Genomic DNA, 16,393 nt, shown 5'->3' on the forward strand with positions numbered 1-16,393 from the left:
GACTATCTTTATAGTAAAACAGTCTTATTTCAGAAGGAATAAGACTGTTTTTAAAATCGATATTTTTTAGATCACAAAATGTGGATAACGTGACCAACGACACCAACTACGAAAATACCAAGAATGATAATGATTGGTGAAACCTTCTTTTTCAAAAGCCACATGCACAAGAAAGTCAGCAACAGCGGTACCAGCCCTGGAATCAAAGAATCCAAGTTATTTTGCAAAGTAGTCGTCCTAACATTAGTCAATGAAAGGCCGCTTGCCTGCTGTTCAAGTGCTTGACGAATGCCGCGTGCTCCAGAAGGAATCTTGTTCCAATCAATATAAGCACCTCTTTGCAGACGTACTCTGGAAACGACCGGCGTGAAGTGGATCGTGACCCACCGTTCGATCAAAGCAGCGATAACAAACATTCCCATCATAGAGGCAACTCGAGTAACACTTTGCAAAAGTCCGCCCGATAAGTCTTGCGTGATATGGCTTCCGGCTCGATAACCAAATTCCTGGGTGTACCACATAAATCCCCAACGTATTAAATTCCAGACGACGAAGAAGATGATCGGGCCTAAAATATTTCCGCTAGCAGCTAAAGAAGCACCTAAAGCACCAACGATCGGTCGAACCGTGTACCAAAATACTGGATCGCCGACACCAGCCAGTGGTCCCATCATTCCGACCTTGACACCTTGAATAGCAACATCATCGACTTTCGCACCATTAGCCCGGTCTTCTTCAAGAGCTAAAGTAACACCTAAGATCGGTGAGGCCAGATAAGGGTGCGTGTTAAAGAATTCAAGATGCCGCTTATAAGCAGCAACTCGATCATCTTTATTTTTATAGAGTTTGTTAAGAGCCGGCATCATCGAGTAAAGCCAGCCGCCATTCTGCATACGCTCATAGTTCCAAGAACCCTGAATGAAGGTCGAACGCCAAGCAACGTGCAAACGATCTCTTTTTGTAAGATTAACCTTTTTTTCTTCCATTGTTCGCCTCCTTAGGATCAGTAATCATCTAAAACAGCACCAAGCGGATCTCCGGTATTGCTAGAACTTCCGCTGCTGCCATTATTGTTGGAACCGCCACCATTCGATCCGCCTTTATCAAGTTGAAGATACATAAGGGCCAACGAAAGTCCTAAAGCACCAATAGCGATCAAAGTAAGGTTGGTGATAGCAGCGATTACAAAACCAATAGCGAAAAATGGCCAAACTTCTCTAGAAGCCATCATGTTGATGACCATCGCATAACCAACAGCAACGACCATACCGCCACCGATAGTCATACCATCACTAAGCCATGCCGGCATTGAACTCAACAGACCGCGAACGCTTGAAGCCGGAATAACCAAAAGCAAAATGGCTGGAATAGCAATTCTCAGTCCCTGAAGGCAAAGACTTACGATCTGCCAAAAATCGATCATATGATAATTCCCACGCGAGGCGGCCGCATCCATAAGATGGATTATCGCAACAGTGATCGTACGCACGATCATGGTCAAAAACAGACCGGCAACCGCAAGTGGAATAGCAAAGGCAATAGCAGAACCAATGCCGTGAGTTCCCTGACCGCCTTGAACCAAGATGATAGATGAGGCAACTGCGGCCAAAGCAACATCAGGGGCAACCGCTGCTCCGATGTTAGCCCATCCAAGAGCGATGAATTGAAGTGAACCGCCAAGCATTATTCCAAGTGTCAAGTGCCCGGTGACCAAACCGATCAGAGTACACGAGACCAAGGGCTGATGGAACTGGAATTCATCAAGGATACCGCCCATTCCGGCTAGGAATGCAACGATAACAACTAAAACCATTGATATAAATGACATTACTCTCTCCTTAAATATTTATATTTAAACATTAAGTCCGGCTTTTATTATCAAAGCAAACAGATCTTTGTCGCTATCAGCCGGTACTTTACGAACGTCGAATTTAACACCATTGTCAGAAAGATGTTTAAGAGCTTCGACATCGTTTTCGTCAACTGAAAGGACATTATTGATCATAGTTTTGCCTTCAGAATGAGCCATGGAGCCTATATTAAGTTCCGGTATCTTAACACCGCCATCAACGGCTTTCACAACATCCTGCGGTGTCTCAAACAGCAAAAGGAAACGCTGTCCGACAAAACGAGAATCCTTTGCGATCTCAATCAATTTATTGATCGGGATAACGTTGGCTTTGATACCAGAGGGTGCTGCTTCTGTGATCAATGATTTACGAAGATCATTATGCGCAACTGCATCAGAAACAACGATTATCCGCGTTGGTTTAATAGATTTAGCCCAAGCGGTCGCAACTTGTCCATGCAAAAGGCGTGAATCCAACCGTGCCAAACCAATTTCAAAACTATTACGATCCTTAAAAGCTGACGGATCGACTTTAACAGGCGCTGGTGCTGGTTTTGGCGCAGGCTGCTCACTATTTTCATTAGTATTATTAGAATTATTTTTTGGTGTCAAAGATTCAGGCTTGATCCTAACACCAGCTTTAGCTTCCCCTAAAATGTGTGCTGCGATTTCATGAGAAGTCTTAGCTGTTAATCTTGAAGCATAGGCTTCGATCAGCATTGGCAAATTCAAACCAGTGACGATCGCCATCGTGTCTTGATGTTCTTCGAAAATGGCGTTCGATTGATTAAATGGAGACCCTCCCCATAGATCGATCAAAAAAAGAACTTCTTTTCTACTATCTTCATCAAACGACGCAATGGCATCTTCTAGATGTTTTCTCAGGTCTTCTGGCCCCTCGTTTGGCATAAAACTGACTGCTTCAACATTTTTTTGTTCACCAAAAATCATTGAACCGGATTGCTTAATGCCCTTAGCGAAATCACCATGACTTGCGATTACGATTCCAACCACTGTGCCAACCTCCTTCTTTTCGAGATGTGTATCTCTACACAATGAAAAGTTTACATGTAATAAAGTGATTTTGCAATCGCTTACATCAATTTAGGAAAGTATTAAACCAAAAAGTCAGGTTGACTAAAAAAACAATCAATAATATAGTAATTTTGAATCTTGCAACGCAATAAAATAGAGGTGCGATCATCACAAACACTGTTGAGCCGGTATTGGCGCAGAAACAGTCTTAAGGGTCTTCGCCGAAACGCGGATCGTAATACTGCGATCTGTTGTTGGGACATGCGGAAATACTGCATGGACTGTCCTGACCAAGTCAGGGAGTGCTATCAATTGGGTTTATTTATTTAATCAATAATCCTTTTTAAACAGCCGAACCTCCTAATTGCTTTTGTAATTGGAGGTTTTATTGTGGGCAGATTTAGATATCAAGGGAGAATAAAATGTACTTAAAATTAAGGAAATGCCCTGCTTGGCTGATACTAGTCTGTACGATCCTGACTTTTTCTATTGCCTTTTTGCCTAGTAAAGCCGAACCTTCAGCTCAAGCGGCATCAAAGAAGAAAGTGTTCCTCGTCGGCATGGAAGCAAATTATCCGCCATTTAACTGGACACAACAAGACTCTAGTAACGGCGCAGCTCCGATCGAAGGATCGAATCTATACGCCAACGGCTATGACGTACAGGTCGCAAAAAGGATCGCAAAAAGACTGAATCGCCGTGTCGTAGTTGTAAAAACAGAGTGGGATGGTCTTCTGCCTGCACTTACTTCACACAAAATCGATGCCATAATTGCCGGAATGACACCGACACCAGAACGAGAACAAACGATCGATTTCACGCGTGCTTATTATAATTCCCGACAAATAATGGTCGTCAATCGTAATAATAAGTACGCTCATGCCAAAACATTAAAAGATCTCAAAGGCGCTAAGATCACTGCACAGTTGAGTACCGTTCAATATGATTTGATAAATCAGATAAAGGGCGCTATCAAAGAACCTGCCATGCGTGATTTTTCATCCATGAGAGTCGCCTTGGAATCCGGTACGATCGATGGTTATATTGCTGAACTGCCAGAAGGTCTCAGCATGTCAGTCGCTGATCCGAATGCTAAATATATAGACTTATCCGGAAAAGGCGGTTTTTCTATCAACAAAACAGAATCGCAAGAAGCCATCGGTCTGCGCAAAAACGATCCTAACGAAGCAGCTATCAACCGTGCTTTGAACGGAATTTCTGACAAAGAACAATCACGCTTAATGAAACAAGCAGTTGTTGATCAACCGCAGACAAGTTCCCAAGGAAATTGGTTTATTAACATTTGGAAGCAATATGGAAATATGCTGCTGCGCGGTATCGGTATGACGATGCTTTTAGCGATCGTTGGAACAGCCGTTGGTTTTATCATCGGACTACTAATAGGAATAATTCGTACGATCCCATTAGCTAAAAAAGGATTTCAGAGATATTTGATCAAATTTATCAATTGGCTTTTATCAGTCTACATCGAGGTTTTTCGTGGAACTCCTATGATCGTTCAGGCAGCTGTATTTTATTACGGTGCAGCTCAAGCCTTTAATATAAGTTTAGATAGGACTAGTTCAGCCTTGATAATCGTATCGATCAACACCGGTGCATACCTGGCTGAAATTATACGAGGCGGTATCATTTCGATCGACCAAGGTCAATTTGAAGCGGCCAGTTCGCTTGGAATGACGCATTTTCAACTAATGAAAAAAATCGTGCTGCCGCAAGCCGTACGTAATAGTATCCCGGCTGTCACCAACGAATTTATCGTCAACATCAAGGATACTTCAGTCTTAAGCATCATATCTGTTTCTGAATTGTTCTTTACCGGATCGACTATAGCCGGTCAAAATTTCCAGTTCTTCCACACCTATTTGACCATATCTTTGATCTACTTAGTCCTGACCTTTACGATAACGAGAATATTCCGTTTGATCGAACGCAAAATGAACGGTCCCAAAAATTATGATCTGATGACCAATGAATTCCAAGTCGATACTCCGACAGTAAAGGAGAAATAATTATGGCCAACGAAAGTATTTTACAAATAAATCATCTAAAAAAGACTTTTGGCAAACACGAAGTTCTCAAGGATATCAACCTTCAAATCAACGACGGTCAAGTCACAACGATCATCGGAACGTCCGGATCCGGAAAATCGACTTTGCTTCGCTGCCTGAACCTTTTAGAAGAAGCTAGCGGCGGCCAAATAATGTATAAAAGAAAGAACATTCTAGAAGATGGTTTCGATCGGGTTCAATACCGTGCTAAAGTCGGAATGGTCTTTCAACAATTCAATCTTTTTAACAACCTAAACGTTTTAGAAAATTGTACCGTCGCCCAAACTACGGTTTTGAAAAGAGATCCGGCTGAAGCTGAAAGAATTGCCTTAGATCAACTTAAAAGGGTTGATATGGGACCCTACGTCAAGGCAAAACCAGCCCAATTATCAGGCGGCCAAAAGCAAAGAGTGGCAATCGCCCGCACATTAGCTATGTCCCCGGAAGTTGTCCTGTTTGACGAACCAACCAGTGCTTTGGACCCAGAGATGGTCGATGGTATTCTCGAAATTATGAATAATTTAGCTCATACCGGTCTGACGATGGTCTTAGTTACTCATGAAATGGGCTTTGCAAAAGACGTCTCCGACCAGGTAGTGTTTATGGACAAAGGTATCCTTGCTGAAAGAGGCACTTCTGAAGAGATATTCAATCATCCAAAAAACGAACGGACAAAAGAGTTTCTGCAACATTATTTGAAGCGGATCTAAATCTAGTTTTAATATTTTTTAAGCTTTCACTAATGGTGAAAGCTTTTTATTGTGAAAAATTTAATTAATATTTGGTTTCTCAATTATTTAAAACTATAATGGAAGCGGTACCGGAAAAGTATCAAGAATTTAAGGAGGAATTAAATGGCATATAAAACTGTTAATCCTTACAACAACAAGCTTGTTAAGGAATATCCGAACGCTACTTCCGACGAAATCGAGAAAGCTTTATCTTCCGGATACGCTCTATATAAGAAATGGCGTAATCAGCCCGCAATCGGCAGAACAAAGATTCTTCACAAGATAGCTGATCTATTAAGAAAAAACGAAGATGAGTTGGCAAGGATCGCAACTACCGATATGGGCAAGCTGCTTTCTGAGTCAAAAGGCGAAGTTGAACTCTGCGCAATAATTGCTGATTATTTCGCTGATCATGGCAACTATTTACTAAAACCAGAATATTTGGACACTAGTTCTGGTGAAGACGCATGGGTCGAGAAGCACTCTTTGGGTGTTTTGCTAATGGTCGAACCATGGAATTTCCCTTATTATCAGATAATGCGTGTTTTTGCACCTAACTTTGTCGTTGGAAATCCAATGATATTAAAACATGCATCAAATACACCCGGTTCTGCCGCAGCTTTTGAAAGGATCGTCGAAGAAGCCGGCGCTCCTGAAGGAAGCTTTAAAAATATGTTTTTGACCTATGATCAAATTTCTGATATTTTGACAGACCCTAGACTTCAAGGAGTAGCTTTGACCGGATCGGAACGCGGCGGCAGCTCAGTCGCTTCTGAAGCTGGTAAAAACTTGAAAAAAACTTCAATGGAACTAGGCGGCAATGATGCGTTCGTCGTCTTAAGCGATGCTGACCTGGATCAAGTTATGAAGGTCGCAACACAAGCTCGTCTTTACAATGCTGGACAAGTATGTGTATCTTCAAAACGTTATATCGTTGCTGATAATCTTTACGATGAGTTTCTAAAGAGACTTGGCGAAGAATACGCAAAGGTAAAACCTGGTGATCCAATGGATCCGAATACGACTTTGGCACCAATGTCATCCAAGGGCGCTAAAGAAACCCTGCAAAAACAAGTCGATGCAGCGATCCAAGCAGGTGCTCATCTATATCAAGGCAATCAACCGATCGATCTTCCTGGACAATTCTTCCAGCCGACGATTTTAACTGACATAAGTCATGATAACCCAGCATTCTATCAAGAAATGTTCGGTCCAGTCGCTCATGTCTATAAAGTTCATAGCGACCAAGAAGCTGTTGACTTAGCAAATGATTCTCGTTATGGACTTGGCGGGATCGTATTCTCCGGAAGCAAGGAACACGGAGCGAAAATCGCCAGTCAAATCGAGACAGGCATGGTCTATGTCAACACTTTCTTGTACTCATTGCCGGAATTACCATTTGGCGGTATTAAAAATTCAGGTTACGGTCGTGAAATGAGCCAGATCGGCTTTGAAGCCTTTGTAAATCAAGAATTGATTTACGCAGTTGATAAGCCAGATTTTAACAATCGCGCTGGTGCTTTGTTCTAATCTGAATAAAAAATATTTGTTAAGCCGCTGATCGTTCGACCAGCGGCTTTTATTATTTTTGCATCACTTATAGCTGTCCAGAACTTTTCTTTCAACGATATCAACATTCGCCAAATCGCTTTCGACGATATCGTTTTCTTGAAAAAGAAAAATTCGATCAGCAAGACGCTGACAAAGTAATAGATCGTGACTAGTGACAATGATCGTTTTTCCGGCCGCACGATAGTCGTTTAATTTTCTCCGTAAAAAATCAGTATTATAAACATCTAGGCCGATACTTGGTTCATCAAAAAGCATGACCGGCCGATCTGTCATTTCCATTAAAGCCAGACTTAAACGCCGCCTCATCCCGGTAGAATAATCTTTAACTAATTTTTCTTTATGTTCTTCAAATAAATATTCCGTCAATAATCGCTTTATTTTTTTTTGATATTCAGCCACTTTATATATTTCAGCAAAATAAACTAGATTTTCACCAGCTGTCAAATAATCTATGAGTTGATCATCAACTGGCAAATAAGCGATTTTTCTTCTTACAGCCGCCGAATAGGGTATTTTGATCAGTTTGTTGTCCAAAAAAATCTCTCCGCTGTCAGCTTCGTTCAAGCCAACGATGATTTCCATCAAAGTGGTCTTGCCAACGCCATTTTTACCAACGAAAAAAACTATCTCTCCGTCATAAAAATCAAGATCCTGTTGAGTAAAAACGATTTTTTTGCCATATTTGCGGCTTATCTTTTTCAAAGAAAGGATACGTTTCATAAAAGAACTCCTAAAAATATTAAAATTTGCGAAAAAACATACAAAAGCAATGGTGTTAATGGCAATTTTTCGTGTAAATAAGGCAAGAAAACAAAAAATATCTTGATTCCAAAAATACTTATGAAAAACAATAGGTAGTAAATCAATGATATTTGCAACAATTGCTTGGAAAATATAATCGTTATCAAAGAAAGAAAAATACTGGCCAAAGCATTGATGAAGATTATTTTCATCAAAAAAATATCGTCAGCAGCAAAATCAAAAGAATATATCTTATTTTTTGGTCTTTTTATAATAGTGAAAACGGCTTTATAAAATAACCAAAAAATGAGTACTTGTAAAAATCTAAAGGAAACTTGGACCAAAACATTATCGTAAACTCGGATAAAATTACTAAAAAAATCAGTGATCGCAGACCCGCTGTTTTGAGACATAAGAAGAGCACTGCATAAAAATCGTCTGCCGACATTATCAAAATTCACAAAAATAACTGAATAAAAAAATAAAGCTGAAGCAACAAAAATAAATATACGGTTTTTATTTTGCCAATCAATTTTTACTTTCAAAGAGACCACCTGCTGCTAACAAAAGTTTCGACCAAAGCAGCTGCCAGATTCAAAAAAGCGACCACTGTAAAAATAAAGAAAGAATTTTTAAAAAAACGGTGCCAATCAACACTTTGCCGGTAATTAAAAAAATGAAGAAGCAGAATAAGTCCAAAAGACGAAGAAATGATGATCGAAGGAACTTCAAAGATCGCATGACTAAAAATTCTTTTTGCAACGACCAAAAAACTATATTTATCGACGGCTGCTCTGATCTGCATCCCGAAAAACAAAAAATTGATACCGGAAACCAAAAAAGAAACGATTCCATAACTGAAAACACCAAAAAACAAAAATAACGATATCAAAGAATTATGAAAAAATAATTGAAAAAAATCAATATTTTCATTCAATCCACTGATTTTAAAAATACCCGGTAAAACTGTACCGACCAAAAAAACGCACAAAGACCAAGCGGTCATTATCAAAAGTGCCCTTTTAAAAAGAACGTTTTTACATGAAAATTTACATATCTGCTGCATAATAACTAAATTCTCCATACAATTTTTTATATATTTTTTTCAAAAAGATTTCCGAGATAAAAATGACCGACAACAGAAAAACAAATTGAGAAAACAAGACTGTTTGCTTTGAAATGCTAAATATGATCGGCGTTAAATTGGTCATGGCAATCATTTCAACGATAAACATGACTAGGCAGCTGGATAGTAACGTCCCGATCAGTACGAACAAAGAATCTTTTTGCCGATGGCGGACAAAAATACCATTGAAAAGCATCACGATATCAGCACACGCAGTCGTTAAGGTTAAATTTAAAATCAACTCTTGGATCAAATTGATAGAAAATAGATCGAATACATTCAGACATAAAATCACCAAAGTTTGCTGGAAGCATCCTAACATTATCAATATCTTTTTTTCTGCCGAAAAGATTCTTTTAACAGATCCGGGCGCAAGCAAATGATGGATTATTTCCCTGCTCAGATCCCCTCTGATCTTAGCCTGGAAAGCCAGAACCGAACGAATCATGATAATACCGGCAACAAAACAAACGATAAAAGGAGAAAAAGTATGGTCGAACCCTGCTAAATTTGAAAATAAATGAAATAAAAATATCCCGGACGTTATCCCGATAATTTCTTTTTTAAAATCGAGAATAAAATTCTGCGAATCAAGATAACTGATAATTTTTTTATTTATGATGCTTTTTTTAAAGATATTTAAATAGAGATCAAGTATACTGCCTATAAAAATTTTTTTAGAAATATTCTTAGCAGTGATTTTCTTAAAGCTCAAACAAGCTAAACAATATAAAATAAAGGTCACTAAGATAAGCAGTATAAACAGCAGAATGATAGAACGATAATTTATAAGATAGTCCTGATGCAAGAGGATGCTTTCTAAAGCCTCGGCAGATTTTTTAAAATCGGCGATCTTTTGATCAAACTCGTTAAAGGCATTATTCGTAAAAGCAGCTTTCAAAAAAAGCAATTCAAAAAAACAATAAAAGACCATCGAAAAAACTTTGAAAAAACTTTTGTGCGCAAAAATAACGATTATTTGAACTATTTTGCGAAATAAATTAAATAACAGAAAACTGATCAAAATAATCGGGAGTAAAAATAAATGAAATCGGTAATAAAAAGGCAGAGCCAAAATACTTAAAAAAACAAAGTATACGGCATTATCAAAAATTTCATACTTTATAGATTTAGCGATCAACAAAAATAAAGTCGGCCTTTGACTTAAAAATAAATATTTTTTTTGGTCTGACTGTAAAAAACCTTTAAAAAAATTAGACCCGCCAGCCAGACCGAATAGAGAAGGAAGAAGCAAAAAATCAGCTAAATAGCGGTAATGTTCAACTATATATTTATCAAAGAAAACAGTGATCACATAAGCTATCAAAAATGAGACAAAAAGGAACAAACCACAAAATTCCAACGCGAGTTTATCCGATAAAGTCTCTCTTTTGAAAGCTTTCAGTTCCAAAAAAGCTATTTTAAACATTTTCGTTCCTGCTTACCAAGCCAGCGTTGCTGCTTTACCAGCTTTTAATTTTTTGCTGATATACATGCCGCCAAAACCAATGATGGCAGCAGCGATCAAAGCACCAGCACCAGTGGCAGCGATAAGGGCTACAGCCCGACCGACCGATAAGGTCCCGCTGCTAAAAGCAGCTGTTAAAACTGGGTAGATCGCTCTGGCCGCAGCAGCAGAAATGCCGAAAGTCCCAGTCAGCGCAAAAGTACCGAAAAATAATTTAGTCATTTTTATCCTCCATGAGCAATTCCTTATATCCAATCGCTCAGTATATTAGACGAGAAAAAATAGCTGTTTAAAAATAAAAAAATTTATTGAAAGCGTTTACACAAAATGATACAATCTAATCGTGGTTAAAAGCCACACTAATCAAATATATTCAGGAAGTATAATTTTATGTAGGGTGAGATTTTTGAGGATCAAAAGAATTTTTAATAATAATATCGTGATGGCTGTCGACAATTTAGACGGTCACGAAATTATTGCACTAGGCAAAGGCATCGGTTTTAGAAAAAAAATCGGCGACCTACTAGAATCCGATAAAATAGAACAAAGATTCGCCCTTCAAAAAAATCCAGCTGTTGATCGACTTTTTTCACTATTGAATGAAAATTCACCAGTATTTCTTGAATTGGCTGTCGAAATAGTTAAAAAAGCTGAACAAGAATTAAATTTAAAATTCAGAAAAACGATTTATTTGACCTTAATGGACCATCTTAGCTTCGCCGTATCAAGGATGGCAGAAGATAAACAATATGAGAGTTCCTTTTTTCCAGAGGTCAGTAGATTGTACCACCAGGAATATGAGATCGGAAAGTGGTCGCTTGATCATATCAAGGAAAAAATAGGTGTTGTTCTTCCTATTCAAGAAGCATCCAACATTGCTCTGCATCTTATCAATGCTCAAATAGAAAGCAGCGGCGAGATGTCGCAGACAATGAAGATGACCAAGCAGTTAAAAGATATTTTGAATATCGTGAAATATACTTTTAACCGTCCGATCGATGAAAATACACTAAGCTATGATCGTTTTTTGATCCACCTCCGATTTTTTCTCCAACATCTTCAGAACTATTCTGAAAAAGAGGATGATAAAATATCGGTCAGCGAGAACTTAGTTAATGAGATAAAAAGCAAATATCCAAAGTCTTATCAATGCTCAGATAAAATCATTAAATATTTAAAAACTTTTTCTCCTGTTAAAATAGCAGATGAAGAAAAAGTCTTTCTGGCTATCCATATACATAGAGTAACCAGCAGATAAACAATAAATTCAATAATTCAGGATTGTTACTGGCAATGCAGGCAAAACCGTTTTGACCAAGATAAAGCTCTTGGTTGATTGGTTTTGCCTTTTTTATTTTGAATAATTTGTTTGATTGAAAGGCAAGAAATGAAAAAATACGAAGATTTAGCAAAAACGATCATCAAAGACGTTGGCGGACAGGAAAATGTTAATAGTTTAACGCATTGTATAACGCGCCTTCGTTTTAAATTAAAAAATGAAAACATAGCAAAAACAGACGAAATCAAGCAGCTTGACGGTGTCGTGACCGTAATGAAAAGTGCCGGTCAATACCAGGTCGTGATCGGCAATGCAGTCGGGGATGTTTTTGACACGATCATGTCAATGGGTTTGCTGCCAAATTCAGTTGCTTCAAGCGGTGATAATAATCAAACAGCAGCAGCTGATAGCGAAAATGCCGGTGATGGAAAAAAGAAAAATCTTTTTAACGCCTTCATCGATCTCATTTCCGGTATATTCACACCGATCCTTGGCCTATTATGTGCCACCGGTATGATAAAAGGTTTCAACGCGATGTTCGTTGCCTTTGGTCTTTACAACAATACATCCGGGAATTATCAGATCTTAAACATGATCGGCGACTCGTTTTTCTACTTTTTGCCAATATTCTTAGGATATAGTTCGGCAAAAAAGTTTAACTTGAATCCATTTATCGGTATGACCATCGCAGCTTCGATGGTCTATCCTACGATCGCTCAAATAATGAACGGAAGAGTCCTTTATACCTTGTTTTCAGGAACACCCTTCTCTTCACCGGTCCACATAACTTTCTTGGGTATTCCAGTCATCTTGATGACTTATTCTTCATCAGTTATTCCCATAATTTTGGCAACTTATTTCGCCTCTAAAGTCGAAAAGTTTTTCAATAGAATAATCCCGACTGTTGTCAAAATGTTTATCGTTCCATGCTTTACTTTATTGATAACAGTACCAATAACTTTCATCGTCATCGGCCCTGTTGCGACTTGGGCCGGCAGGCTTCTTGGCGACGGCATTTTCAGCATTTATCACGTTAGTCCGCTGATTGCCGGTTTGTTATTAGGCGGCCTATGGCAAGTCTTGGTCATTTTTGGCCTTCATTGGGGTATTTCGGCGATCGCCTTTAACAACATTGCCGTTTTGAAATACGATCCGCTATTAGCCTTTACATTTCCAGCATCATTTGCTCAAACAGGTGTCGTTCTTTCAATGCTGATAAAAACTAAAGATAAAAAATTAAGAAGTGTTGCTATTCCGGCTTTTGTATCAGGAATATTTGGTGTAACCGAACCAGCCATTTATGGTGTCACTTTACCAAGAAAGAAGCCGTTTTTGATCAGCTGTATTTCAGCCGCAGTCGGTGGTGCGATCGTTGGTGCAACGGGCGGTCGTTACTACGTCATCGGCGGCTTAGGGATCTTCGGTTTCCCAAATTTCATTTCGCCAACAAGCGGCTTCAATGCTTCATTTATAGGTGTCATCATTGCCGTTATAGTCAGCTTCCTACTTGCTTTAGTCTTGGGATTGATTTTCTATAATGAAAAAACAGTTAAAAATGATACGACCGAAACTAATAAAGAAACAACAACGACCGATAGTCTCCCTGGTCAAGCTGCAGCATTAGCGCAAGAAACTATTTTCAGCCCAGTTGCCGGAACTACTCAGGCTCTTTCAACTGTTCCTGATAAAGCATTTGCCAGCGGTGCACTTGGCGACGGTATTGCCATCGATCCAAGTCAAGGGCAGATCTTTGCCCCGGCGGACGGTACTATCACTGCATTTTTCCCGACAAAACACGCTCTAGGAATAACGACAGATAAAGGAACAGAGATTTTGATCCACGTTGGCATCAACACTGTCGAACTTAAAGGAAAAGGTTTTACCGCTCATGCAAAGCAAGGCGATAAGGTTAAAAAAGGTGATCTATTACTTGATTTTGATATAGATCTAATCAAGAAATCTGGTTATTCTCCAGTCGTAATGGTCATAATAACAAAGACTGATAGCCATCTTAAGATCGCTCCTGTTAAAGAAGAAAAAGTTCAAAACCAAATTCCAATAATATCTACAGCATTTTAGAAATATATATAAAAAAACTTCCCGACCAATAATCGGGAAGTTTTTTTATAATCTTTTTTACGAAAATTTTATTTCTTGACCTGGGTAGATAAGATTTGGATCAGCAACATGATTGATGGCCACGAGCTGTGAGAGGCTTATACCATGAGCGGCAGCCAAAGATGATAAAGTATCACCAGACTGAATCACATAGCTTCCCCGAGTAGAAGAGCTTGAGCTCCTATTGCCAGAAACAGTTGAAGCAGAGCCTTGTCGGCCTCCCGGCAGATTGATCGTTTGACCGACCAATATTAAATTAGGATCACTGATCGAATTAGCCTGAGCGAGTTGAGAAACACTGATGCCATATCTAGCTGCGATAGCAGTCAAAGTATCACCAGACTTAACTTTATATGCTGAATTTTGGCCATTATTACTACTTTGGCCGGCAGACGAAGGCTGCTTTGATGCAGATCCATTAGCGGATCCATTATCAGAAGATTTAACATCAAAAATTAGCGACTGGCCAACATAAATCAAATTAGGATTAGAAATATGATTCAACTGAACTAAGCGATCCAAACTGATTCCGTGTGCGCGCGCGATCTGTGTCAGGTTATCGCCGCTTTTGACAGAATAAGCGGAGTTATTTGCTGCTGGCTTATTATTGGAAGAATTATTAGAACCATTTCCCGGTTTATAGCTTATTTGATCAAAATTATTGTCGCTGCTACTATCACCGGATTGATTATTTGAACTGCTGTTGCTGCCGGCTGCCTTTTGTACCAAAAGATTCTGGCCAACATAAATCAGGTTCGGGTTGGTAATGTTATTCCATGCAGCGATCTGAATAGGACTAGTGTTGTACTGTGATCCGATCCCCCACAAGGTATCGCCGCTTTGGACGATATAATAAACATCGCTTTGACCAGCAGCATCTTGTGAAGAAGATCCATTATTGCCAGCCGGTTTGCTTGGATTAACCACGACGATCGGTTGAGAAAAAGCGACCCGATCCCAATTTTGCAAACTATAAGTGTCGATCATGTGAACTAGTGCATTAGTATAATTAGGATCGGTAGCATAACCGTCTTGGCGAATCAAAGCAGCAGCACGATAAGCATCAGTAACTCCGATGAGGTTATGATAACGGGGATTTACTAACAGAAAATTGTAATAATCACCTAAACTCTCTGCAAATGAAGGATAAACACGGAAATTATCGTTGATGTAGTAATTAGTATCATTGTAAACTTCGCGCGTTGCCATGTTTACAGACATTCCCTTATAGCTTCCCTTGATACCGAATAAGTTATGGTACACAGAAGCCAAAGCAGACTGTCCCCATGCGCTTTCCAAAGCGGCTTGAGCAACGGCCAAAGAAGGAAGGATCTGATAATTCTTCCATCCGTTGATAACAGTCGGCAGGATCGCATTCAAAAAACTAGATTGATATCCGGCAAAATTTTGTTGATTAAAATTCTGGATCTGACCGATCTGCTGATTTTGATCGCTGCTTTGCGCGGCGTTAGTTTTCAAAGAAAGAGTTTTAATATTCACAGCTGCTTTTGGTACAGCAAAACTTTGGACCGACTTAACAGCTGTCTTTTGTTCAGCAGCTGCGGTCTTCGAAGAAGGAGCTGCTTGTGCCTGCTCAGTTTTAATATCTGTATTCTTATCATCAGTTGCCGGAGCAGATGCTGTAACTTGAACCTTATCGTCTTTTTCAGCCTGTACTTGACCGTTATTACTTCCGGCAGCAGAAGTTTGATCTTTAGCAGCAGAAGCAGCTGGAGCAGGTTTTGTAGTCGCTTGATCAGCTTTCTGAACAGCCGCCGGGGCTTGGCTAGCCGGGGCTGTTGAAGCGGGTGCTTGAGAAGCTTGCTCTGCTGGAGCCTGACTAGCCGTTTGTACCTGGCTGGCCGCCGAAGCTTGAGAAACAGCAGTTTGCTGGCTGGCCGCCGGTGCGGTCGACAAAGATGCCGCTGATTTTTCAGACGGCTGAGCAGCTTGTGATTGAGGAGCTGCAGAAGCTGCCTGCGACCCAGCGGTAGAATCACTGCTTGCCGTGTCGCTAGATACTTCGCTGGAAGCAGCAGACGTTGCGGAATCTTTGTTTTCTGAGCTTTTATCTGCCTGAGAATTTAGATATAAATCAGTTGGTGTTTTAAAATCAGTTGACTGTGATTGATCTGTTTGCTGATCAGGAGCTTTTTGAGCGTCTTGAACAGAAGCAGTCTCTTGACCGCTTTTTTGTTGAACTTTGTCAGGGTTAGTTGAAGATGAAGCAACAGTATCGGCATTGGCTTTGCTGACATTGCCAGTCAAAATACCTAATCCTGCGGTCGTAGCTGCCAGGGCCGCGATCTTCATCAAATTACTTTTCTTTGATCTCAAACTCTTGTTTATTTTTTTAATTCTATTACTATTATTTGTCAATTGCTCAACCTCATGATTTTACTTCT

14 protein-coding genes and 1 riboswitch are annotated in these 16,393 nt (G+C 39.6%); of the genes, 5 read left to right on the plus strand and 9 right to left on the minus strand.

The genetic code is table 11. The features are described from left to right. Positions 1–71 precede the first annotated feature (71 nt). Genes ACKP2L_RS07935 through ACKP2L_RS07945 form a run of 3 tightly spaced genes read right to left on the minus strand, consistent with a single transcriptional unit; the run spans position 72 to position 2,863 of the window. Complete coding sequence (locus ACKP2L_RS07935; protein WP_439425314.1) at positions 72–986, minus strand: PTS system mannose/fructose/sorbose family transporter subunit IID; 915 nt, start codon at positions 984–986, stop codon at positions 72–74. Positions 987–1,003: 17 nt separating this feature from the next. After that, positions 1,004–1,828 carry a PTS mannose/fructose/sorbose transporter subunit IIC gene (locus tag ACKP2L_RS07940; protein ID WP_439425315.1) on the minus strand — a complete coding sequence of 275 codons (825 nt, stop codon included), beginning with the start codon at positions 1,826–1,828 and terminating at the stop codon, positions 1,004–1,006. 24 nt (positions 1,829–1,852) lie between these two features. Beyond that, entirely contained in the window at positions 1,853–2,863 is a 1,011-nt protein-coding gene (locus ACKP2L_RS07945; protein ID WP_439425316.1) for a mannose/fructose/sorbose PTS transporter subunit IIA, read from the minus strand. 167 nt (positions 2,864–3,030) lie between these two features. After that, a riboswitch (Lysine riboswitch) is annotated at positions 3,031–3,200 on the plus strand. A gap of 106 nt (positions 3,201–3,306) precedes the next feature. Between ACKP2L_RS07945 and ACKP2L_RS07950 the strand changes: the two genes are divergently transcribed. From ACKP2L_RS07950 to ACKP2L_RS07960, 3 genes are all read left to right on the plus strand, one after another. Then, positions 3,307–4,914: an ABC transporter substrate-binding protein/permease gene (locus ACKP2L_RS07950; RefSeq protein ID WP_439425317.1), complete on the plus strand. Its 1,608-nt coding sequence runs from the start codon at positions 3,307–3,309 to the stop codon at positions 4,912–4,914. 2 nt (positions 4,915–4,916) lie between these two features. Continuing rightward, the gene (locus tag ACKP2L_RS07955) at positions 4,917–5,663 is read left to right on the plus strand and encodes an amino acid ABC transporter ATP-binding protein (RefSeq protein ID WP_439425318.1); all 747 of its coding nucleotides are present in this window, start codon (positions 4,917–4,919) and stop codon (positions 5,661–5,663) included. 144 nt (positions 5,664–5,807) lie between these two features. Further along, a complete protein-coding gene (locus ACKP2L_RS07960; RefSeq protein WP_439425319.1) occupies positions 5,808–7,214 on the plus strand; it encodes an NAD-dependent succinate-semialdehyde dehydrogenase in 1,407 nt (468 codons plus the stop codon). Between the two features lie 63 nt (positions 7,215–7,277). On the opposite strand, the gene ACKP2L_RS07965 is transcribed toward ACKP2L_RS07960, so the two are convergent. Genes ACKP2L_RS07965 through ACKP2L_RS07985 form a run of 5 tightly spaced genes read right to left on the minus strand, consistent with a single transcriptional unit; the run spans position 7,278 to position 10,813 of the window. After that, positions 7,278–7,976, minus strand: coding sequence for an ATP-binding cassette domain-containing protein (locus ACKP2L_RS07965; RefSeq protein ID WP_439425320.1), 699 nt, complete (start codon positions 7,974–7,976; stop codon positions 7,278–7,280). Then, positions 7,973–8,542 carry a hypothetical protein gene (locus ACKP2L_RS07970; protein ID WP_439425321.1) on the minus strand — a complete coding sequence of 190 codons (570 nt, stop codon included), beginning with the start codon at positions 8,540–8,542 and terminating at the stop codon, positions 7,973–7,975. Before ACKP2L_RS07970 ends, ACKP2L_RS07965 begins: the two co-directional genes overlap by 4 nt. Beyond that, the gene (locus tag ACKP2L_RS07975; protein ID WP_439425322.1) at positions 8,539–9,081 is read right to left on the minus strand and encodes a stage II sporulation protein M; all 543 of its coding nucleotides are present in this window, start codon (positions 9,079–9,081) and stop codon (positions 8,539–8,541) included. The genes ACKP2L_RS07970 and ACKP2L_RS07975 overlap by 4 nt, the downstream gene beginning before the upstream one ends. Next, positions 9,047–10,552, minus strand: coding sequence for a hypothetical protein (locus tag ACKP2L_RS07980; protein ID WP_439425323.1), 1,506 nt, complete (start codon positions 10,550–10,552; stop codon positions 9,047–9,049). Before ACKP2L_RS07980 ends, ACKP2L_RS07975 begins: the two co-directional genes overlap by 35 nt. 12 nt (positions 10,553–10,564) lie before the next feature. Further along, positions 10,565–10,813 carry a hypothetical protein gene (locus ACKP2L_RS07985; protein WP_439425324.1) on the minus strand — a complete coding sequence of 83 codons (249 nt, stop codon included), beginning with the start codon at positions 10,811–10,813 and terminating at the stop codon, positions 10,565–10,567. A 184-nt stretch (positions 10,814–10,997) separates the two neighbouring features. Here ACKP2L_RS07985 and ACKP2L_RS07990 point away from each other — a divergent pair, with 184 nt between their 5' ends. Continuing rightward, the gene (locus ACKP2L_RS07990; protein WP_439425325.1) at positions 10,998–11,849 is read left to right on the plus strand and encodes a PRD domain-containing protein; all 852 of its coding nucleotides are present in this window, start codon (positions 10,998–11,000) and stop codon (positions 11,847–11,849) included. 129 nt (positions 11,850–11,978) lie between these two features. After that, positions 11,979–13,949, plus strand: a complete 1,971-nt coding sequence (locus tag ACKP2L_RS07995) for a beta-glucoside-specific PTS transporter subunit IIABC (protein WP_439425326.1) — start codon at positions 11,979–11,981, stop codon at positions 13,947–13,949. Between the two features lie 57 nt (positions 13,950–14,006). On the opposite strand, the gene ACKP2L_RS08000 is transcribed toward ACKP2L_RS07995, so the two are convergent. Then, positions 14,007–16,367 (minus strand): LysM peptidoglycan-binding domain-containing protein, encoded by a 2,361-nt coding sequence (locus tag ACKP2L_RS08000; protein ID WP_439425327.1) that lies wholly within the window; start codon positions 16,365–16,367, stop codon positions 14,007–14,009. Positions 16,368–16,393 lie beyond the last annotated feature (26 nt).

Source organism: Oenococcus alcoholitolerans, assembly GCF_051852995.1.
GTDB classification, from domain to species: domain Bacteria; phylum Bacillota; class Bacilli; order Lactobacillales; family Lactobacillaceae; genus Oenococcus; species Oenococcus alcoholitolerans.

What these genes read in the sequence shown, in the direction of transcription:
- ACKP2L_RS07935 (WP_439425314.1), bottom strand. Translation starts at nt 986, where the DNA reads ATGGAAGAAAAAAAGGTTAATCTTACAAAAAGAGATCGTTTGCACGTT.
- ACKP2L_RS07940 (WP_439425315.1), bottom strand. Translation starts at nt 1,828, where the DNA reads ATGTCATTTATATCAATGGTTTTAGTTGTTATCGTTGCATTCCTAGCC.
- ACKP2L_RS07950 (WP_439425317.1), top strand. Translation starts at nt 3,307, where the DNA reads ATGTACTTAAAATTAAGGAAATGCCCTGCTTGGCTGATACTAGTCTGT.
- ACKP2L_RS07955 (WP_439425318.1), top strand. Translation starts at nt 4,917, where the DNA reads ATGGCCAACGAAAGTATTTTACAAATAAATCATCTAAAAAAGACTTTT.
- ACKP2L_RS07960 (WP_439425319.1), top strand. Translation starts at nt 5,808, where the DNA reads ATGGCATATAAAACTGTTAATCCTTACAACAACAAGCTTGTTAAGGAA.
- ACKP2L_RS07965 (WP_439425320.1), bottom strand. Translation starts at nt 7,976, where the DNA reads ATGAAACGTATCCTTTCTTTGAAAAAGATAAGCCGCAAATATGGCAAA.
- ACKP2L_RS07975 (WP_439425322.1), bottom strand. Translation starts at nt 9,081, where the DNA reads ATGGAGAATTTAGTTATTATGCAGCAGATATGTAAATTTTCATGTAAA.
- ACKP2L_RS07980 (WP_439425323.1), bottom strand. Translation starts at nt 10,552, where the DNA reads ATGTTTAAAATAGCTTTTTTGGAACTGAAAGCTTTCAAAAGAGAGACT.
- ACKP2L_RS07985 (WP_439425324.1), bottom strand. Translation starts at nt 10,813, where the DNA reads ATGACTAAATTATTTTTCGGTACTTTTGCGCTGACTGGGACTTTCGGC.
- ACKP2L_RS07995 (WP_439425326.1), top strand. Translation starts at nt 11,979, where the DNA reads ATGAAAAAATACGAAGATTTAGCAAAAACGATCATCAAAGACGTTGGC.